This window comes from Christiangramia sp. OXR-203 (assembly GCF_034372165.1).
Taxonomy (GTDB): domain Bacteria; phylum Bacteroidota; class Bacteroidia; order Flavobacteriales; family Flavobacteriaceae; genus Christiangramia.
The window spans coordinates 2,773,249-2,795,919 of sequence record NZ_CP139698.1; the positions used below are offsets into that span (position 1 = coordinate 2,773,249).

Sequence of the window (22,671 nt, forward strand, 5' to 3'; positions counted from 1 at the left end):
TTATTTATACTGATCAATACCTTAGTCCATCAGAACTACAGAGTTGGAACCAAGACCTTTTTTTCTTCCAATTAGCTTACCGTAAAACTCAAGATCTTCTTGATTGTGCTTAAAAGAGTGATCAATTTTTTTACCTATTTCTTTAATTGGAAATGAATAAACTTCTATTTGCGGATAAGAATTAAAATCATCCTCGGTTTTATTGATTCCAATTTCAACGGCTTTCGTTTGTTTATTATACACTGCGTACTCAGCCTGAAAATTATGTCTTAAAAGATCCATACAATCCTGAGAAAGTTCGTTACATTCCTCACAATCACTCATATAAATCTTTACCAGTTCCTTCATTGTCAATCTCAACTGGTTGGTATTAAAATATGCTGCCATAATACTTGCTTTTTTATCTCATGGCTAAAGTATCAGATACCTTAGGCTTCGGAAAGTATTTATAGAATGTTTAACGCCAGTGTCTAAATAAATCAAAAATTTTCAAATTTATTCTAAGAACATTGTAGAATTTTTTAGTTCTGTGTCAATGCCATTGCAGAGCTAGAATGAATGAAGATTAAATGATCCCGGAGATGTAAAATATCAAATTTGCAAATAAGCTGATGATTCAGATTGAAAATTCACAATATTGTATATTTTCGTACGCGTTACTATATAGTTAGTAATTTTCTTAAGTTATCGCCATTCAATTACGGATATCCATAATTTGATTGTTGAAACTTTAATACATTGCGATCAATTGAATTGAGCGAGAGATAATTTTCAGTTCATCATAAAATGCCAGATCATATGGATTTGTTAACTGAGTAGGGTCGGTTCGCAATATCCGATCTGGCTTTTTTATTTCTATCTGGTAGTTTCATTTGGAAAATTTGAGATATAGGCTTCAATAGATGTATATATTTCAAATATTCTGCTGAAGAAGTAACAGAAATAAAAAATCCGTAGAACAAATGCTCTACGGATTCTCTTTGTGACCCCGGCAGGATTCAAACCTGCAACCCTCAGAGCCGAAATCTGATGCGCTATTCAGTTGCGCCACGGGGCCTTATAATTTATTTATTCAGTCTTTTTCTAACGATAGCTGAGATTGTTTTTCCATCTGCTCTACCAGCTAATCTAGCCGTAGAAGCACCCATTACTTTTCCCATATCCTGCATTCCGGTTGCACCGATTTCTGTGATGACCTGGTCCACCTCTTTCTCAATTTCAGCTTCGCTCAATTGTTCTGGAAGAAATTCTTCGATCACAGCAGCCTGAGCTAATTCAGGTTCAGCAAGATCTTCCCTTCCCTGTTGCTTGTAAATTTCAGCACTATCCTTACGCTGCTTCACAAGCTTCTGCAACAACTTCATTTCTTCGTCTTCGGTAAGTCCGTCTTTAGACGATGAGCCTGTGTTCGCTAAAAGTATTTCACTTTTAACGGCACGCAAAGCCTCTAACTTCACACTATCCTTTGCTCTCATGGCCGCTTTCATTTCGCCCATTACTTTTTCCTGTAAACTCATGACTGAAAAATTATGCAGCGAAGATAAAATTTTCTTCAAGAATACACTATAGAATAACTGAATGAAAATTAAGTAAATTCAGAAATACCTACGAACACAATAACATCCAAATCACAAGTTTATCCATTATACTAGGAATCAACAGATTTCAATAAAAAGCCCCGGGAGTAAAAACCAAAACCCGGGGCCAACAAACTAAAACTTACGATTTGAATTCTGTGGAAATCGATTCACTTTCTTATTCTTCCGGAGCAATGCGCATGGCATTAATATAAAAGAATCCATTTGCATTATCGTTATTTAATCCCGATGTTACTTCAATAAAGATCTCTCCATTCTCATCTGCTTGTATGCCTTGAACACAGGCGATTTCATCTGTATTACTCGCGGCATTCAAGGTTGCAGAATCAGAGTTCTGACCAATTACGGTGTATAAGGTCTCCCTGTTATCTGTAGCTGTTCTAGATCCAAAAAAACAGAACTCATATGCGCTATCACTTTCAAAACCACTTAGCTTCAGAACACCTTTTTCAACAAGTATTCCGGCCCATTCACCCTTTGAATTTCCGTAGAAAGAATTTCCAGAGACTTCTGCTGGCATATTTAAATCTGTCGTGGTGACAGTCTCTCCTGCAGTATTCTGGCCGTTAAATCTACTTGTAACTGTAAGTTCAATTCCAGTGAACTCATTGTCTTCATACTTTAGATTTGGTATCGTAGCATCTTCAAGGAAACTGGTCAAACCATTCCATCCTGTAGAATTTGAAGAGGTTGCAAAATCGATGAGTACATTTTTAGTTATAACTCCAGACCCTCCTGCAGTTTGATAGTCGGTAAGCTCCGTAATCATCATTGGATTCTGAACAGCTTCGTGAGCAGCATGTTGAGCAATTTCAGCATCCAGCGGAACAAAGCCTTCCGGAACATAGCTATTACCCAATACACTTTGATCAAAAAGGATCTCGAACCATGTACTTGCAGCAGTATATTTTCCTATTTCATTTAAATGATAACCATCTCTATTGAAATTATCTCCTAAATAACTGGTTCTCGCATTCTGAATGGCAGTCCCGGCAGGAACGACACTATGCGTGTTGATAAGGTCCCCGGCCTGGTCATAAGCATCAACGATAGCTTCATACATTTGAATCTGGTCATTATCATAATTTACAAATCCGGAATGAGTTGAATTTTCAGAATATGCCCAGGTTTGGTGAAGCAAATATTTAGTATCCGAATTATCCACATTTTGAACTACATATTCGTATAATTCGGTTAGAGGTGTAACAAAAGTTTCATACTGACCAGATTTCTGACTCACCTGCTGGAAACTAATATAATCCCAGTTCTCATCATCCAGGGCGGTAGAGATCGCCACATCTGCAGTAGTATTCTTATTTCCCTGCAGATCGATCTTCCGGTAGCTATAACTTCCAGCATTTTCCGCAGCATTCTGAGCATGTAAGTCCAGTTCTGCACCTCCAATATATAGATTACCTATCACGATTTCCTCACCGGCTGCATCTGCCAGTCCATACAGGTAAGATTCCAAGGCGTCTTCAGAAAAACTGTTTCCAATGGCCAGAACCTTTAGAATTCCGTCGTTCTCATTTTCTACGATTACTTTTGTAGAACCCACAACCTGACCATCATCAGAACGTATAGTAAGTTCTGTAGTACCTTCCTGCAAACCCTGAATTTCAATTTCATAAGTCTCAGGATCTGTTTCAAAAGAGATGATTCCTTCAGGATTGGCGGTCCAGGTATAATTTCTAACTGGACGCTCCACCAGGTTAAAATCTGGAATGATACTTACCGTGGACTGAGTAAAGGCGGTAATAGTCGCAGGCAATCGCACTTCAGATTCCATGATCAAATTGGTCTCTATGGTGGTGCTGGCTTCTTCTGTCCCATCGATAGTACTTATAGATGCGGTCGCGGTGCCTTCACCAATAGCTCTTACAGTTGCCGCGTAATTGCTGGCTACTGAAACTATTTCTATCACTGTTGAATCTGAAACTGCCCACTGATACTCTTTGGAAGCAGTTTTAAAATTTCTTATAAGCGGAGTTAGAGTCAGCTCGTTTCCTACAACCATGTGTGCGTAGTCAAGATCTAATGCGACCGTACTTAGTGGCTCTTCAATATCATCGTCCTCACAGGCAGTAAACGCCAGCAGCATCGCTGCAAAGATGAGGAAGACATAACTAAACCGGTAAAATTGCCTGGAAACTCTCATAATAAATGTTTTAATGGTTGATACTAATTGGTTAAGTGTTCATTTTAATTTTTCAATTATCAATTATTTTTTCAAAGTAAAACTGCCCGCTGCTTCTATGGCTGATGAACCTCCAATAAAGAATTCAAATTCTCCTGGCTCAGCAACAAATTCCAATTGTGAATTATAAAATTTTAAATCCTCTTCAGTAATCTTAAAAGTGACAGTTTTTGACTCACCCTTTTTCAAAGCGATCTTCTGAAAACCTTTCAGTTCTTTAACCGGTGGAGTTACGCTTCGAACTTTGTCAAGTAAATAAAGTTGTACCACTTCCTCCCCATCAAAACCTCCGGTATTAGTGATCTTCGCACTTAATTCTATGGAACCATTTGAAGTGAGTTCGTTACTATTTGCCTTTATACTTTCATATTTAAAAGTCGTATAACTAAGCCCATGGCCAAATGGTATCAATGCTGAATTTTTCGTATCCAGGTAGTTGGTCTTGAATTTGGCAAATTCTTCAGAAGGTGCTGGTCTACCCGTCGTTTTTACTGAATAGTATACAGGAATCTGTCCTACATTTCGAGGCCAGGAAGCTGTGATCTTTCCGGATGGATTATAATCACCAAAGACAACATCGGCAATAGCATTTCCAGCTTCCACTCCTGGATGCCATACCTGCAAAATACTTACTGGTAATTCCATTTCTTCTGAAATATCCAGAGGTCTACCACTCATTAGCACTAAAACCATCGGCTTACCAGTTTTAGCCAATTCGCGAATCATTGTTTTCTGACTTTCAGGAATCTTAATATCGGTTCTACTGGCAGCTTCTCCACTCATTTCGGTGGCTTCCCCGACAGCAGCTACGATCACATCTGCATTCCTAGCAGCATCCAGCGCTTCCTTCAGCATAGCTTCCGAAGACTTTTCTGAAATCATAATTCGTGGACCAAAGACATTCACTTTTTTGGCAAAACTGGTATCATTTGAAATATTAGCCGCTTTTGCATACGAAATTGTAGCCTCTGGAGCTACATTTTTAAAGCCTTCTAATATTGAAACTGATAAGGAAGGATCTCCGGTTGGAGCCCAGGTTCCAAGCATATTATTCTTATTATCAGCCAATGGACCGACCAAAGCGATCTTCGCAGATTTCGAAATTGGCAGAACATCCTCATGCTTTTTCAATAATACGAAAGAACCTTTAGCAGCTTCTCTTGCCAGCTTTCGGTGTTCTTTAGTCAGAATATCGGTAGCAGGTCTGTTGCTGTCCAGGTATTTATAAGGATCATCAAAAAGTCCCAGTTTATGCTTTGCTTCCAGAATTCTTCTGGCAGCGATAGTTATCTCTTCTTCGGAAACTTTTCCCTCTTCAACAGATTTTCCGAGAGTAGTCAGAAATCCTTCTCCAACCATATCCATATCAAGACCTGCTTTTAAAGATAGGGCTGAAACGGCCTGCAGATCACCTAATCCATGAGCGATCATTTCGTTCACTGAAGTATAATCTGAAACCACAAATCCATCAAATCCCCATTTTTCTCTAAGTAGCTCGGTAAGCAACCACTTGTTCCCTGATGCCGGGATTCCGTCCACATCATTGAACGAACTCATAACACTGGCTGCTCCTGCATCTAGAGCGGCTTTATATGGTGGCAGGTATTCATTGAACATTCTAAGTCTGCTCATGTCCACCGTATTATAATCTCTTCCAGCTTCCGCAGCACCATAAAGTGCAAAATGTTTGACAGTAGAGATCATGGTATTTGGCAGAGCAAGATCTTCTCCCTGATAACCTTCTACCATCGCTTTCGCGATCTGGCTACCCAAGTAAGGATCTTCTCCTGCGCCTTCAGCAATTCTACCCCATCTTGGATCACGGGCTATATCCACCATTGGTGAAAAGTTCCAGTTTATCCCGTCTGCAGTAGCTTCTTTAGCTGCAACCTCAGCTGTCCTTTTAATTAATTCCATATCCCAGCTGGAGGCAGTTCCCAGTGGAATTGGAAAAGTCGTTTTATATCCATGGATGACATCTGAACCAATTAGCAGCGGGATCCCCAATCGTGTATTATTAACAGCATATTCCTGCGCCATTCTAATTTTATCTGGACCAGATACCCCAAAAAGACCTCCTACTTTTCCTTGCTTTATCTTATCCTTAACATTCTTACTAACTACGGCTCCTGTAGCTACTCCACCACCGGGTGTTACCAGGTTCAACTGACCAATTTTTTCCTCCAGGTTCATTTTTGCCAGAATCTCTTCCACTTCCGGGATTCTATCCTGTGCCTGCATAGATATTCCAAAAATGGCTACACATAATATGGATAAATAATTTTTCTTCATTTCTTCTGATTTTCTAATTTGAATTCGGTTATTCTACAGTTATAATTTGGGTCTTTTCTGAAATTCCATTTTCATTGAAGGATTCAATAGAGAAGAAGTATTTTGTATCTCTATCCAGATTTCTCATAAAATGATCTGTTTTGCCATACACCAGCCAGGAATGATACAATTTATCTGGAGCTATTCCCCACCTGATATTGTATCCCTGAGCACCAACAACTTTCTTCCAGCTTAAACTGGCGTTACGTCTATCATCCTCTCTATCAACTTTAAAATCCTTTACTTTTTTTGGTGCAGCTCCATAGCCTTTTCCAAATACTCTTATTTCTGAAAGTGCCAGGTTATTTCCCGGTACTTTGACATTTCGATATCTCACGTACCTCGCCTTCACGGGTTTATCTAAACGCAGGTACGCATTAGGAGCATCTATCTCACTATTACTGCGATCCACGATCATTTCCCAATTGTTTCCATCTTCGGAAGTTTCTAAGGTAAATTGATGTTTCAATCCTTCAGTTCTGGTATAAATACCGGCCTCATGATCATGAAAATTTAGCTGAAGTGCATAGACATCACCGGAAGATTTCATTTCTAATTCCACCCATTGTTCCGCATTATTACTTTCAGCAACCCAGTAAGATTTAGGACTTTCATCAGTAATTAATTCCGTAGTAATATTATTATTGGAATCCCTGCCTGCTGCGATTTCTTCAATATCAAATTGCCCGTCTGCAGATGTACTTTTTCGCACCTGTACCTTCGAAGTTGAAACCGTGGTTTTGGCCTGGTAAGAAAGTAACATCCAGCCCGTATGTTTTCCTGGCTTTGTTGGATGGTCTGGTGCAAAGAGCGGATAATCACCATAACTGGTATTGGAATGCATGAGTCCGTCCTCATCAAAATAGGTAGGAAACATCGCCAGTCTTCTTTCCCAGTGAGAATTGGACGCCAGCGCCATGGTAGAAAAATGCCAGTATTGTCCATTTGTTTGCTTCACTGTGATCCCATGTCCTGCGCCGTTGGTAAAGCCTCCCGGTTTAAAACTCATAGGATTATTTTTCATGTATTCAAAGGGTCCTAATGGTGTTTCACCAACATAAGCTCCATCTGCATATACATTAAATTGCGTGCCGGGTGCAGCATATTGCAGGTAATATTTACCATTATGTTTGGTCATGGAAGCTCCTTCCATATAACCCTCTTTCAAAGTGGGATGAAAGTTATTCTCTCCAAACCGCTCCCATCCATGCTCCTCTTCTACCAGATTGAAAAGCTCCTTTTGATCGCCGGTCTCCAGGAACCGATCGTTTTTATTCAGCATTTTAACCTTTAGCGGGTGAACGTTCGAAGATCCCCAATACAGGTAGGTTTTACCATCATCGTCAATAAATAATTCTGAATCCTGAATATTATTAGAAATTGAAGCAACCGGTTCCCACTCACCTTTCTTAGGATCATCTGTATAAATAATGCTTCCGTAGCCTGCAGGATCACCAGCAAAATAGACCAGCGAATCTTTATAATTGAAAGCCGTAGGAGCATTTGACCCTTCGAAATACCATTGCTTAGGTCTTATAAATTCCCAGTTTACCAGGTCTGTAGAATGCCAGTAGCCAAAAGAACGGGTAATGAACATAAAATATTCACCACGGTATTCAATCACAGCGGGATCTGCCCCGGAACGATAGGAAATATTCTTACTGGAATTATATACCATATAGGTATAATCGATATCCAATGGATTACAGTAGGTTTCAGGCAAGCTCTCCTGCGCTGTCAGAATACCTGAAAACGTTAGGGTTGCACCTAAGAAATACTGTCTAATTCCACTCATTTTGATCATTAAATCAGGATGTTTATTTTGTTTGATTCTGAATATGTGAGAATAGCCATTTCAGTAAAAAAGGTTCTGCAAAAGCTGAATCCCAGCTATTATGATTATCCTCAGGATATAGGGAAAGTTTAGCATTTCCCCCATGATGATTGATCGCACGCGCCATCGCTTTGGAATATTTTGGCAACACTACATCATCCTGTTCTCCATGGAAGATCCAGATATCAAAATTTTCAGGATACGCAGCTGCGATCTCGGTATTCGCTCCGCCACATATGGCAAATGCAGCTGCGAACAATTCAGGTTTTTTGAAGATGATTTCAAAAGTTCCCATTCCACCCATACTCAATCCACCCACGTATAAACGATCATCATCCACGAATGATTTTTGCTTCATTTCTTCCATTAATTCCATGACCAGTTTCAAGGATGGTGTGCTTTCAGCTTTATTTTTAAAATCGAATTCAAAAGGTTTAATATCTCTATTCACTTCAACTTTTGCCCAGTAATCATCCTTTGGTGCCTGCGGAAAGATGACGATAGCGGGAAATTGCTCTCTCACCGAATCCTTCAGAAAAAGACCACCACCATGAACCAGTTGAGCTTCATTATCATCTCCACGTTCTCCTGCACCGTGTAGCACTAATACCACCGGATATTTTTCAGTTTCACTGAAGTCCTTCGGAAAAAGGATTCGGTAATCCAAAGTATCAGTTCCTGAAACAAAATGCTCTTTTTGATATTCTGAATTTTCCTGAGCATAGCCTATCAAGCTGAAAAAGCATACTAAAAGTGTCAATCTAAATCTCATATCTTCTATTTTGTAAATTGAAAATCAAGCTTTTTTAATCCTTCCTGAACTTCCGGTGCCTGCATAAAAAGATCCCAGATAAGTCCGCTTCTATAATTTTCGATCATCACTACCATTGGACCCTGATCTATGGCGAGATATCTCTGGCTTACCCATGGCTCATCTTCCAGGCTATAAGCATCATAGAAACCAGCAGGCCCCCAGAGCAGGTCATTTTGATCCTCAAAGAAAAACCTCATCGCTGCCAGAGATTTTTCAGGAGTGTATGGAATGGAACTAATCGCTGCTGTAGGTGAAACCACATCACGATCATTATCTGGTGAATGTGCTGTGTAACCAGTAGAATTATCCTGATTTCGGGTATAACTTGCGGTTAATCCCCAGGAATTTTCAGCGTAAGTTTTAGAGCTATCAGCTTTTGAAAGAGCATACTCGTAGTTGATGAGCGTATGATTTACATTAAGATCCCAGTAATTTGCATACCTGTCGCTTAGACCTTTTGGATTCAGCCCCAAATACGAATAATGAGCCCAAAACAATGGACCTCCCATATTGCCACGAGTATTATGTTTTAGAATAAGAGGATAAGAGAAGGCTTCAGCTCCTGTAGTGATCTTACCACTTCGTGCCCAGCCATCGTGGTATGCCCTGGCTTTAATCGCATGATCCGGACTGGACGCGGCCAGGATATAGGTGATAAGACATTCATTATAACCTTCGATCATAAAATCCATCTCCCATTCGTATTCTGGTGACCAATGCCAGTAAATACCATCCTTATCATTTGTATACCAGTCCCATTCGATACCTTTCCAGAGTTTATCAAATTTTGCCGCTACTGCTTTCTCCTCTGTAGTTCCATTTTTATAATACTCGCGCACCACGATAAAGCCCTGTGCTAAAAAAGAAGTTTCAACAATATCTCCACCATTATCTTTTTCCCCAAACGCCTGAATTTCTCCAGTTTCACCATTTAGCCAGTGAGACCAGGCACCATGAAATCTGGGAGTACTATCCAGAAAATCTGCGATCTTATTAAATCTTATCAATGCTGAATCGTTCGGAATAAAACCTCTTTCTACTCCGGCAACAAGCGCCATGAGTCCGAAACCAGTTCCACCCGTTGTAACCACATGTTTATCATCTTTTGGATAATTACCATCTGGATGAAAGCGCTCTCGTGCCATTCCACTATTTGGTTCTGCGAAATCCCAGAAATACTTCAGGGTTTGCTTTTGAACAGTGTCTAATAACTCGGCTTCAGTGAGTTTCGGCGAATTACTGCTTGATTCCTCTGAAGCTTCAGTCTTATTCGTTGCGTCCTTGCAACCTGTTAATAGAAAAAGGCTGAGACTTAGAATATATAAAGATCTATTTAACATTCAATTACTTTAAAATTTGATTCAGGATCTAGTAACTAAAACCCAGTTTATCCAATCCTGCAGATATTTCAGGATTAGACATAAAGAGATCCCATAATAATTGCGTTCTGTGGTTTTCTATCATCGCAATGATAGGCCCCTGGTCGATGGCCAGGTAACCATCGGCATACCAGTCATATTCTTCAGAAAATGCATCATAAAAGCCCATATTTCCCCAAAGATCATCTCCTAGTTCTTCGTAGAAGTAACGTAATGCTGTCATTGACTTTTCAGGAGTATAAGGAAAAGAGGATAATGCCGCAGTAGGAGTGATCACTCCCAAATCATTCGTAGGGCTATGAGCGGCATATCCATCTTTAGAATCTGAGGCTGTAAGGCCCCACGAATTCTGTCCGTAGCCTTCAAAATCCTTCGGATTCGTAACGGCATACTCATAATTTATTAATGTATGTGCTGTATTCTGATCCCAGTAATTGGCGTATTGATCTTCCAGGTTTCTTGGATCCAGACCAATAAAGGAATAATGACTGAAAAATAAAGGTCCGCCATAGGAAGGTCCAAGTGGCAGTCCAATGGAATAATGCTCACGGTTATTCACCATGTTCCCATTAGAAGCCCAGCCATTGGTATAAACTTCTTTATCTATAGAATGGGTAGGTGATGAGGCTGCAAGCACATATACGATTAAAGATTCATTCCAGCCGTTGATCTGCAGATCCTTTTGGAAAGCGAAATTTGGAGACCAGTGCCAGTAAAGTGTATTTTCTTCTTTAGTATACCAATCCCATTCCACTGCTTCCCATAAACTTGTAATTCTAGAATCGATCTCATCGTTCTCGAAATATTCCCGACAAATAAGCAAACCCTGTATTAAAAATGCTGTTTCAACAAGATCTCCACCATCATCAAATTCACCAAATGTTCTAGTTTGAGCGGTGTTTCCCATATACCAGTGAGAAAATGCACCATGATAAGTTGGAACCGATTCCAGAAAATCAAGAATCTTTATCACGCGATCCTGAGCTTCAGTTTTACTAATCCAGCCACGTTCAACTGCTGCAGGAAAAGAGGCTAATCCAAATCCTGTACCACCAGTAGTTACGATATTAGGTGAATCACCACCATAAGCTTCATCCTGGGATCGCTCTCTTGCCATCCCGCTATTAGGTTCAGCAAAATCCCAGAAATATGTAAAGGTTTGTTCCTGAACTTTATCAAGAAGCTCCTCATCTGTGATCGAAGGAACTTCAGCCACGTCATCATCTGTTGGGTCTGGGTTGTAGGGTTCCTGATAACCTGGACCAGAGTCATCTGAACAAGCTGATATAAGCAGGATATTCAGAAGAAGAAAAACAGACGGAATTTTGATTTTGAGCATAATAAAGCTTTGATCTGGTTCAAAATTTTGAAATTTTAAATCAGAAATTAATGATTATGTGGATTTAAAGAAAGGCTTCGGAGTGGTACTCCGAAGCCTGTAAACAAATTATTCCTGAGCCATCATGGATTCGATTTCATTTTCAGTAAGTACTTTATTGAAGAATGTTAGCTCGTCCATGTAGCTGGTATCGGCAAGGTGACCCCAGCCGGTAAATCTTGGAGCTCCAGACATGATAGAAAGAAGATCTGCTCCTGTCCAGTCTATAGGTGAAGCAAGAGTACCTGTATTTACGGCTTCGCCGTTAAGATAGATCACGGTTTCAGTTTCTGAAATAGTGAAAGCTACATGCACCCACTCTCCAGCGGTTACGTCTACTACTCCACCATCATTCCAGCTTTCGCCATCGCCGGTTCCAACGTTTAGTTTGATACGTTGCTCTTCAGCATTTCCTTCTCGAAATAATCTAAAACCTTTGGTACGGTTGTTCTGAGCATCAGGATTTTCTGAGTCTGCAGCAGCCATCGTTAAAATTCCAGCACGGTCGTTCGTTGCGTCTGCCTTGTACCAGAAAGTGGCACTAAATTGTGAAGACGTAAGCCCTTCCGTAGAAGCAGTTAAATAAGAATCTGCGGCACCAGCGTATGCATTCGATCCTGCGGCAGCTTCACCGGCATAGCCTGGATTTCCTACCGTGGCGATATCACGATTACTCGCAGCATCCTGGTAAGAACCATCGAATGATATTTTTAAAGTTTCAGAAGAAGCATTAATAAGGTTTGATATCTCATCCTGACTAAGCGCTTTGTCAAAAATCCTTAATTCATCAATTGCGCTGCTGTCATACTTATGATCCCAGTAACTAAAGGTTTCGCCACCAGCACCAATAGTAAGTTGCTCAACTCCTGTCCAGTCGATAGGCGCAGCAAGGTTCCCGGTATTCATAGCAACACCGTTAAGATATATGGTAGATTGAGACTCGGTCACCGTAAAGGCTACATGCACCCATTCTCCGGCATTTACATCAATAACTCCACCGTCATTCCAGCTTTCTGCTGCTCCGGTTCCTATATTCAGTTTAATTCTTTGCTCATCAGCACTTCCTTCTCTGAATAATCTGAATCCCTGAGTACGGTTTTCATCTGCTCCAGCTACAAGAATCCCTGCTCTGGATGGATCTCCACTAACTTTGTAATAAAAAGAAGCAGTAAACTCTGTTCCAACAGATCCATTAAATGGGAATTCCAACCATGAATCTGGTGATCCTGTGAAAGAATTGGAACCTCCAAAAGACTCTCCGGCAAAGCTAAGATTGCCAGTTACTTCTGAGCTTCTAAGCGTAATTAGGTCTACGTAATCACCATCGAAAGCCATATATAAATGCTCATTTTCGAATTTTGGTGTATACGGTGGTTCCTTACTAAAGTTCACCGTTTTAGATGTTACATTACCTTCAAGATCTGTTGCTCTAACTGTGACAGTATGTTCTCCATTGGTTACATTATCAAATATAACTTCCCTGTTAACGATCCTGTAATCCATGAATTCACTCATGGTTGCGATCACATTGTCATTCACCAGGACTTCTACCATGGCTACTTCAATATCATCCTCAACTCCAAATTTGATAACGATACTGGAAACTTCGTCCAGTACCTTGATCACATTACCATCTGCCGGAGATGATATAGTTACCTCTGGAGCTCCCTGATCTGGACCTGGATCTACTTCTGTGATTGGATCGATTCCTTCATACTCACAGGATGTGATCGTGAAGAAAAATGATAGCAACCCAAGAAAATATATGTTGAATTTTTTCATTTTTAGACTAATTTAATTGGTTCAAAATCTCATTCATCACTGTATTCCTGTCAACTGCCGTAGCGTTTAGAGGTAAAGCGTCTACCTGCGCCTGTGGATAAGGCAAATATTCGTTTGCTGCAGAAAAGTTTCTGCCATCATAGCTCAACTCATCATACTGATCTAATCTAATAAGGTCATAATAACGTTTTCCCCATTCCATTGCCAGTTCAGCAAATTTCTCATCAATCACATCCTGAGTTGTTACGCCGGAAATTGATGATATTCCTGCTCTTTCTCTTACCATGTTCACCGCTTCATCTGCTGAGATAGCTGAGGCTGAAGCACCCTGTGTTACGGCTTCTGCATACATTAATAAGATTTCAGCATAACGAATTACAATATTATTCTTCCCTGCACCATAGTCATTTCTACCATCAGTCAATTGTACTGAAGGTAGATAATGCTTTCCGCTGGCAAATAGTGCACGTGCGTAATCGTTGATCACATCACCAGATTCTGTAGTATTATCTATAAAACCTGGTACGCTTACACCATTTGCCTCTAATGCAGCAATACCCCTGTCTGTAAATAGAACCGAAGTTTCGAGACGTCTTTCTTCTCCTCTGTTAATCATAAACTCGATCCACTTCATACTTGGCTCATAGAATCCCCAACCACTACTTGCATTTTCTCTTGCAGGTGTCCAGTTGGAAGGACCGAATGGTGCGTATAGATGATAAACTTCTCCTCCACTCTCCTGTCCAAAATCTGAATATTGCATCTCCAAAAGGCTTTCATCACTCAGCTCTCCTGGTTTTTTGAATAGCTGATAGAAATCATTGTAAAGAGAGAATCCGCCGTTATTGATGATCTCTCCTGTTGAAGTTGCGACTCCCTGGTAATCTTCCAGTTCCTGGTAAGCCAATGCCTGTATAGCTAAAGCAGTATATCTGGTTACTCCACCAGGAATATCTGTTCTCTGGTTAGGTCTCATATCCGGCAGGTTTGGAATTGCTTCATCCATCTGGTCAACGATCCACTGCATAACTTCAGCTTTAGAAGCTGGTCCAGCTTCTACTTCACTAGCCGGTTGATTTGAAGTAATGATGAACACATCTTCCCAGGTTCTAGCCAGGTTCAAATGAAACCAGGCTCTTAGAACGCTAATCTCTGCGATATACTGATCTGCTTTTGCTATATCATTACCTTCAGCAAATTCTTTAAACGATTCTACTTGAAGGATCGCAGTATTCATATTAACGATGTCATTATAATGTACATTCCACAGAGAATTGTACATCCAGTAATCTTTATCGTACGTAAATTGATCTGTCGCAGAAAATGGCTGTTGATCACCTTCTCCTCCAGCATTCACATCATCTCCTCTCACTCCCAAAAGCAAAGGTTCTTCCCATCCCCTCGTTGAAAACTCATAATAAGCTCCAATCACGGGCTGGATCATATCACTGGTATTTGTATAATCTATATCGCCAGTATTTAGCTGACCTTCCCGCGTATCCAGCTTATCGCTACACGAAATTGCAGTAGCAAGGAAAAGCATAGAGAATACGCCAAGAATTACTTTTCTATCAATTCTTTTCATATCGTGTTTTTTAAATTTTAATGTTTAGTCCAATAGTATATACTGAAGGTATTGGATAGGTTTGTCTGTCTACTCCATTTGATACTTCAGGATCAAAACCATTGTAATCAAAGAAAGTGAAAGGTCTTTCTGCTGTAAAATACAACCTGGTTTCAGGTAATGATGGACTTTCAATAGTATATCCAAACTGGATATTCTGTATTCTGAAGAAATCTCCCTCTTCTACCCAGAAGTCACTCAATTTCTGGTTCCACACTTTTCGCAATCCAGCAGATGATGGATACGTATTACTTGTTCCTTCACCATGCCATCTGTTAATTGCAAGATCTGCATCCATGTTCGTATCATTTGTGAAGATGATCTCCCCTCGCTTACGGTTTAAGATCTCGTTCCCAACCTGTCCATAAAAACTTGTAGAGAAATCCCAGTTTTTATAGTTGAATCCTATATTTCCACCAAATGTGAAATCTGGTAGAAACGATCCAAGAATAACTCTATCGGCATCATCAATGACCCCATCACCATTCTGATCCTTAAAAATAAGGTCTCCGGGAACAAGACCATTGTTCACAGCAATTGGATCTGCATCAATCTGGGCCTGATTCTGGTAAACCCCTGTTCTCTCATAACCATAAAAGGCGAAAAGAGGACCACCTTCCTGTGTTCTTTGACGAAATTCAGCTGAACCTGAATCAATATAACCACTTTCATTGGCAATTTCTAAAGCCTCATTGTTGATAGTGGTAAAGTTTGCACCAATCCTATAGCTAAAGTCATCGTTCACAGACTGGTTCCAGTTTACGGCCAATTCCAGACCTTCATTCCTGATAGTTCCTGAATTTTGATTCACACTTCGGTTAATGATAGGAATAAAAACCGGCAGTATGGCATCTTTAGTATCTCTAATGTAGTAATCTGCATCTATAGACAACCTGTTATCTAAAGCTTCAATATTAAGACCGAAGTTCTTTTCTTCGATTATTTCCCAGGTATTGTTAGAGAAAACACTGGTAGAAGTTATTCCTGAAACCGGTTGTTCACCAAGAGCAGCAGTAATTACTTCAATGGTATTTGATCCATCACTGGCAGCAACATTATCATTACCCAATTTTCCCCAGCTCGCTCTAAGCTTCAGAAAATCGACAACTCCATTATCCTCCATAAATTCTTCTTCAGAAATTACCCAACCAGCTCCAACCGAAGGGAAATAACCCCATGGATCTTTGGTGAATTTCGAAGAACCATCTGCTCTAAAAGTTCCGTAGAGAAGATACTTATCATCAAAATTGTAAGCAATCCTTCCGAAATAAGAGATCCCATAATATCTTCTTCCAATTTCACTTACGTTGTTATTAAAAGACTCATTATCTGCAAAATCCAGGTACCAGCTTGATTCAAGTTTAATACCTGCGATATCGGTTCCTGTTGCAGCAAAACCATTGCTAGCCTCATCACGATAAGAAGCACCGGCCATCACAGTAAGATCATGATCGCCAAACTCATTTTGATAAGTTAGGATATTGTCCCAGTATTGATTGGAAAAAGTATTGTTCTCTCTTTTAATACTTGACCTTCTTTCTACATTATTTCCTAAAGTATATGGAAGATCTACATAACGCTCTTCCAATGCTGAATAGTTGTGACTATAGGTCGTTTTGAAATCAAGTAATTCAGGAATCACCTCATATTGAAAATAAACACTGGCTAAAATCTTTCTAATTTTTAACCTGTTCTCATTAAAAGTAAGATCTGTAAATGGATTCTGTGTTCCCCGGTAACCCAGGTTTTGAGCATTCGCATAAGGAATTGGCTGCGCATCTGTATTCGTAGGATCAAGCACCGGCATAATTGGTACCGCGAAATATGATTTAAACCACGCTGCATTTTCGGGAGCATACTTTGTAGCATTACTGAAAACCGTGTTCACCCCGGCTTTAAAACGATCTGTAACGTCTACATCAATTTTAGACCTAAGGTTGAATCTCTCATATTCGTTTTTCATATCAAGAATTCCTTCCTGTCCGAAATAGTTGGCTCCCAAGGAGTAGGTTACTTTATCTGCTCCACCGGTGATTCCAATACTATGGTTTTGGATGATCCCATCACGAAGTACTTCTTCATACCAATCTGTATTTACGGCAGGTACATTAGGATTGATCCTGCTACGGCCATAACGTTCCATGGCATTTAATACAAATTGCACATCTGGAGCAGAGCCAGATTCGTACGCCATCGTAGTAAACTGCTCGGCATTTGCCATTTTCAGAACATTCTGAGCTCTTTGTATCCCGGTATAGCCATCGTACTCTATTTGTGGCTTTTGATTCTTCTTACCAGACTTGGTTTCAATGATTACTACCCCGTTAGCCGCTCTTACTCCATATATAGCGGAAGACGAAGCATCTTTTAGAATGTTTATTGACTTGATATCCTTTGTATTCAAGAAGTCGATATTGTCATATAGCGTACCGTCTACTACATAAAGTACATTCGTTGCATCCTGGTAAGTACCAAGACCTCTAATTCTTACTGTAGGTGAATCTCCCGGAGAGCCGGCACTTACAATTTGCACCCCAGAAACTTTACCTTGTAATGACTGCATCACGTTGGAAGTAGGAGTCTTTTCAATTTCTTCGGAATCTACTGAAACGATCGCTCCCGTAAGGTCTCTTTTCTTCTGAGTACCATATCCAACTACTACGACCTCGTCTAATTGACCAGCATCTTCTTCAAGAGAGATATTATAATCATTACTAGAAGTGACCTGAACGGTTTGCTGTTTAAATCCTAAGAAAGTTACTCTGAATGTATCACCTTCTTCTACACCTTCGAGGCTGAAGTTACCATCGAAGTCTGTAACATCAAAAATATCTTTGTCTGTTACTTTAATTTCTGCACCTGGTAATGGAACACCACCTGTGTCTGTAATGATACCAGAAATGGTTTTTGTTTGCTGTGCGTGAGCGAGTATAGAACATACTCCAAAAATCACACAGGCTAATAGTAATTTTACCTTCATACTTGTTGGGTGTTTATGCTTATTTGAAGTCACAATATACATCCAAGCTCAAATTTTACGCAAACGTTATAGTACACATCTACTACTTCAAGTATGTTCTTAGTGCAACTATCTTGTTATCAAGGCTCTATAATAGTTTTGAAGTAATTTGAAAGTAAATATTTTTCGTGTTGATGTAGTATTGTAGTACTTAAATTTTGTAATATTTATGACTATTTACTGATAATTTAGAAATTCTTTATCAGGAATTTTGTCAAATTCACATCACTTTCGAGCGCCATTTTCTTCCTTAAACGATACCTGTGAACCTCAACACCCCTGACAGAAATTCCCATTAACGGAGCAATTTCTTTTGAACTCAAGTTCATTTTTAAATATGAACATAACTTTAGATCCTTCCCAGATAATTTTGGATACTCCGAAAGTATATCCTTAAAGAAATCTTCATGAACTTCATTAAAGTTAGTTTCGAAGACTTTCCATTCATCCTTACTCTTAACCGCCGCATTGATTTTGTTCATAATATGTTTCATCCTGTACTGGTTGGAGAAGGAATTTTTATCCTTGGAAAGTTCATTTTGTATCTCCATAAGAACTTCATTCTTCTTTGCAGCCATCATGGTAGTATTAGCCAGTTCTTTTCTTTTCAGGTCAATTTCATGAACCAGGCGATCGTGTTCTATTCTAGCTAATCTTTCCTGGTGCTCATCTTCAAATTTTTCTTCCAGCTTCTGCTGATGTTTTCTCAGTTTTCTCTTGTTAATTAGAAAGACCACGGCGATAAGGGCCATAAACAGTAATACGTATAAAGCTTTCATCCAGGCAGACAAATACCATGGAGGAGCGATTCCAAAGGAGTATTTCGCCAGAACCTTCTTGTTATCCTGCTCCCTTTCATGGATGATATCTAGCGCGTAATCACCATAGGAAAGATTTCTAAGATTCAACCAGCCGTCGCTACCTATTTTACCGCTATATTCTTCATCTCCCTTTAGTTTATAGGATAGCTCGTTCAAATTAAGATTTGGAGCTCCAACCTGTACGCTAATATTTCCTGATGTTCTGTACTTCAAGGTAGGTGAAGAACTAAGGTCGTAGTAACCATTATTGTCACCGAACTTTTTTATGAATCCTATCGATTCCCATTCTTCAGAATCAGTCCTTTTAAAGGCTGCAAAATCCAGCTTAGCGAAGCCATCATTTAGGGTTATATAATAAGTGGAGTCATTCGGTCTGGTCAAATTTTCATTAGCCTTTACCAGCCTGTTATCCAGTACACTTGCAGAAAGCCCGAGTGTATTCTTGTCGAAATCTGTAAATAGTATACTACCATTTTCTTCATTATTGAAGACGAAAAAATCGCTTGTATCCTGAAGCAACCTCAAACCTCTAAAGTCTTCGAATTCTTCAAATTCTTCAAAAGTCTCCTTGAATGGATTATGCCTATACCAGTTCTCGTTGACAAAGCAAATGATCTGGCCATTCAGTTTGAATAAGTTTACTCTGTAGTTATCAGTTTCCCCTAGTGCAGGAAGTTTCTGGACTTCTATTTGTTGAAAATTATTATGTGTAATTCTGTACAAACCTTCGTAAGGATGGGCAGCCCATAGTACCTGATCATTCTCAAATACAATTTGCTTCACTGGAAAATTCACTCCTTCCACTTCGCTTACTTCTCCAGTATTTTGATCGTAAATACTAATTCCCGTATACTCTCCCAGCAAATAAAGATTTTCACTACCGGGCACTTTCTCTATACAGAAACTACCCGTTCTTTTCTTAACCGGAATGAACTGATCCTTTTGTACCTGATAGATGCCTGTATTGTGATTCACAAAAAGTTGATCATCCAGAACTTCAAGATTCCAGACATGGTCCTGACTTCCTTCCAGTAAACTCATCTTTCCATTCTGAAAAGTGTGTACACCGGTATTACTAGCCAGATATGTTTTACCTCCAAACTCTTCAATATCATAAACAGCACCTAGTTCACCAGAATGATCTGTAAAGAATTTTAAAGGTGAATCAAGATCAAGTTTATCTATTCCTTTGTCCAATGCCAGCCATAAATTCCCCTGATGATAGCTCATCCCTAAGACCGTGTTGTTTTGTAAACCTTCAATACGATTGTAAAACCGAAGTTCTTTAGTATCAAGATCGTATTCCGCTACGCCATTTTTGATTGTTCCAATAAGAACTTTTTCTTCTGAAACGCTCAGAATATGGTTAAGCTCAGATTCTGAAAGAAATTCATTCAGTTCTATGTCCTCGATCTTTGATAATTCCCCTTCGGAGTAAATAAAAAGAGAATTTTTACTTCCTATATATAAGGTATCATTTAGAGCGAATAATTCTACAATATTTAATCCTTCCAGGGCTGAAAGATCTCCTTCCAGTTCCAGCCTGGCATTATCATTCGTTAAATAAAATATTCCTTTGCTTCTTTCGGCAATTACCAACCGACCTTGAAAAACCTCCATTGCCGTGGAAATATGGTTCTGAACTTTTAAGATCTCATTATCCTCATATTTAAAAACACCTCCAAAAGATCTGAAGTAAATAGTTTCACCCAGGGATTCTATGCTCCAGAATTCATCACTTTGCAATTCCAGTCCGGTCATTAGTTTACTCAACGAGTGATAAACCATTTTACCTTTTTCATCGGTCTGCCAGTAACCAAATTCCCTGAAAGATCCTGTATATATTCTATCTCCTTTTGGAAATACCGATCGAATGATGGAGCCACTTTCAAGTTTATGTAATTCCCAGCTTAATCCATCAAATTCTAAGAGGCCCTGATTATTTGCAGCAAATACTACCCCGCGATCATCCACAGCAATATCCCAATTCTGGCTGGCAGCATCATATAAAGCAGGATTATAGTTTTGTATAGGTGGAAGTAATTCCTGAGAATAAGTAGCATTCAGAGTTAAACATATAATAATCAGTATTTTAAATATTTTATGAATCATTTCGTACAGGTAATTGTGCATGCTATGAGCAGGTGAAAATTAAACAATTCCTATAAAACTTTTGCATTTTTCCTCTATACAAAATCTATCTCAATGTTACATCGAAGCTTGCCTATTTACTTTCTAATTCTTTTAAGCTCTATCTTTTTACAATCCTGCCAGGAAAAAACTTCTGAAGAAGTGACTGCAGATAAAAAACCCAATATCATCTTTATCATGACAGATGATCACGCTGCTCAGGCTATAAGTGCCTATGGACATCCAGTAAGTCAATTGGCTCCCACTCCAAATATTGACCGGATTGCCAATAACGGAGCTCGCTTTTTGAATAATTTCTGCACGAATTCTATTTGTGGACCCAGCAGGGCTGTGATCCTAACTGGAAAATTTAGTCACATAAATGGTTTCAGAATGAATGGGGACATCTTCGATGGTTCTCAACCTACATTGCCAAAATATTTGAAAGGTGCAGGATATAATACTTCTATAGTCGGAAAATGGCATTTGCATGGTAAGCCAGAGGGTTTCGATCACTGGCAAATCCTCAATGACCAGGGAAATTATTACAACCCCGAGTTTATTACCAAAAATGACACCAGCGTTGTTGAAGGATATGCAACAGACCTCATTACCAATATGAGTATAGAGTGGTTACAGAACCGTGATTCCGAAGAGAAGAAAAAACCATTCTTCCTGATGGTTCATCATAAGGCTCCACATAGAAACTGGATGCCACCAATAAGGCACATCAATACCTACGATTCTATTAAGTTTCCACTTCCAGAAAGTTTTTACAGTAAACATGAAAATCAGCTTGCCGCAAAGCACCAGTTACAAACTATTTATAATGACATGTATGAAGGGCATGATCTCAAAATGACCATTGAGAAAGGCAGTGATTCATTAAGACATAATCCGTGGAAAACAGATTTTGATAGAATGACAAAAGCTCAGCGTGCCGATTGGGATAAAGCCTACCGACCTAAAAATGACGCCTTTCATGAAGCTGATCTTAAAGGAAAGGATCTTGCGGAATGGAAAGGGCAAAGATATATGCGGGATTATATGGGAACTGCACAGGCAGTCGATGAAGGCGTTGGAAAAATCCTCGATTACCTGGATGCAGAAGGACTCACAGAGAACACCATTATCGTTTATACTACAGATCAAGGATTTTACCTTGGTGAGAAAGGCTTTTTTGATAAGCGTTTTATGTATGAAGAGTCATTAGCCATGCCTTTGCTTATACAATACCCGAAGGCGATCTCAAAAGGAATTGTCATTGACGCACTGACTCAAAATCTGGATTTCGCTCCAACCTTTCTGGATTACGCCGGCACTGAAATTCCTGAAAAAATGCAGGGTAAATCTCTTAGGCCTCTACTCTCCAGTTCTGAGAACAATAAGACCTTCAGAAATGCCATTTATTATCATTATTATGATTTTCCAGCTTTTCATATGGTTAAAAGGCACTACGGAATAAGAACAGACCGGTATAAACTTATCCATTTTTACGATGATATTGACGAATGGGAACTTTACGATCTTGAGACAGATCCAAAGGAGTTGAACAATCTATATGGCGATCAAAAGTATGCGGATATTCAGAAGAAACTACATTTAGAGCTAGAAGAACTTCAGGAGAATTACGAGGTGACCGAAGAGGAATTCGCCACTACACCAAAAGCTCAGGTTAAAAAAGCCTATGAAAATTTTGCCCGTCTCGCTGATGAGGAGCCAGATTCTTATGAAGGCTATCATTCTTTGAAAAAAAATTAATCT

General features: G+C 39.5%; 13 protein-coding genes and 1 tRNA gene. 1 reads left to right on the plus strand and 13 read right to left on the minus strand.

Annotation, left to right across the window (positions count from 1 at the left end; translation table 11 throughout):
- Positions 1-21: 21 nt before the first annotated feature.
- The 13 genes from T8I65_RS12810 to T8I65_RS12870 form a co-directional block, all read right to left on the minus strand.
- A complete protein-coding gene (locus tag T8I65_RS12810; protein ID WP_141878560.1) occupies positions 22-387 on the minus strand; it encodes a hypothetical protein in 366 nt (121 codons plus the stop codon).
- Positions 388-983: 596 nt separating this feature from the next.
- Positions 984-1,057 (minus strand) — tRNA-Arg (locus tag T8I65_RS12815).
- A gap of 7 nt (positions 1,058-1,064) precedes the next feature.
- On the minus strand, positions 1,065-1,517 hold the full coding sequence (locus T8I65_RS12820; RefSeq protein WP_322300975.1) for a GatB/YqeY domain-containing protein: 453 nt from the start codon (positions 1,515-1,517) through the stop codon (positions 1,065-1,067).
- A 238-nt stretch (positions 1,518-1,755) separates the two neighbouring features.
- Positions 1,756-3,756 (minus strand): DUF4886 domain-containing protein, encoded by a 2,001-nt coding sequence (locus tag T8I65_RS12825; RefSeq protein WP_322300976.1) that lies wholly within the window; start codon positions 3,754-3,756, stop codon positions 1,756-1,758.
- A gap of 63 nt (positions 3,757-3,819) precedes the next feature.
- On the minus strand, positions 3,820-6,087 hold the full coding sequence (gene bglX / locus T8I65_RS12830) for a beta-glucosidase BglX (protein ID WP_322300977.1): 2,268 nt from the start codon (positions 6,085-6,087) through the stop codon (positions 3,820-3,822).
- A gap of 28 nt (positions 6,088-6,115) precedes the next feature.
- Entirely contained in the window at positions 6,116-7,921 is a 1,806-nt protein-coding gene (locus T8I65_RS12835) for a family 43 glycosylhydrolase (protein WP_322300978.1), read from the minus strand.
- Positions 7,922-7,943: 22 nt separating this feature from the next.
- Positions 7,944-8,732: a prolyl oligopeptidase family serine peptidase gene (locus T8I65_RS12840; RefSeq protein WP_322300979.1), complete on the minus strand. Its 789-nt coding sequence runs from the start codon at positions 8,730-8,732 to the stop codon at positions 7,944-7,946.
- A gap of 5 nt (positions 8,733-8,737) precedes the next feature.
- Complete coding sequence (locus tag T8I65_RS12845) at positions 8,738-10,114, minus strand: glucoamylase family protein (protein ID WP_322300980.1); 1,377 nt, start codon at positions 10,112-10,114, stop codon at positions 8,738-8,740.
- Between the two features lie 28 nt (positions 10,115-10,142).
- Positions 10,143-11,492, minus strand: a complete 1,350-nt coding sequence (locus T8I65_RS12850; RefSeq protein WP_322300981.1) for a glucoamylase family protein — start codon at positions 11,490-11,492, stop codon at positions 10,143-10,145.
- Positions 11,493-11,600: 108 nt separating this feature from the next.
- Positions 11,601-13,313, minus strand: a complete 1,713-nt coding sequence (locus tag T8I65_RS12855; protein ID WP_322300982.1) for a LamG-like jellyroll fold domain-containing protein — start codon at positions 13,311-13,313, stop codon at positions 11,601-11,603.
- 7 nt (positions 13,314-13,320) lie between these two features.
- The gene (locus tag T8I65_RS12860) at positions 13,321-14,898 is read right to left on the minus strand and encodes a RagB/SusD family nutrient uptake outer membrane protein (RefSeq protein WP_322300983.1); all 1,578 of its coding nucleotides are present in this window, start codon (positions 14,896-14,898) and stop codon (positions 13,321-13,323) included.
- 10 nt (positions 14,899-14,908) lie between these two features.
- Positions 14,909-17,917 (minus strand): TonB-dependent receptor, encoded by a 3,009-nt coding sequence (locus T8I65_RS12865; RefSeq protein ID WP_322300984.1) that lies wholly within the window; start codon positions 17,915-17,917, stop codon positions 14,909-14,911.
- Between the two features lie 227 nt (positions 17,918-18,144).
- On the minus strand, positions 18,145-20,889 hold the full coding sequence (locus tag T8I65_RS12870) for a LuxR C-terminal-related transcriptional regulator (RefSeq protein WP_322300985.1): 2,745 nt from the start codon (positions 20,887-20,889) through the stop codon (positions 18,145-18,147).
- A 93-nt stretch (positions 20,890-20,982) separates the two neighbouring features.
- Here T8I65_RS12870 and T8I65_RS12875 point away from each other — a divergent pair, with 93 nt between their 5' ends.
- The gene (locus T8I65_RS12875) at positions 20,983-22,668 is read left to right on the plus strand and encodes a sulfatase (RefSeq protein WP_322300986.1); all 1,686 of its coding nucleotides are present in this window, start codon (positions 20,983-20,985) and stop codon (positions 22,666-22,668) included.
- Positions 22,669-22,671 lie beyond the last annotated feature (3 nt).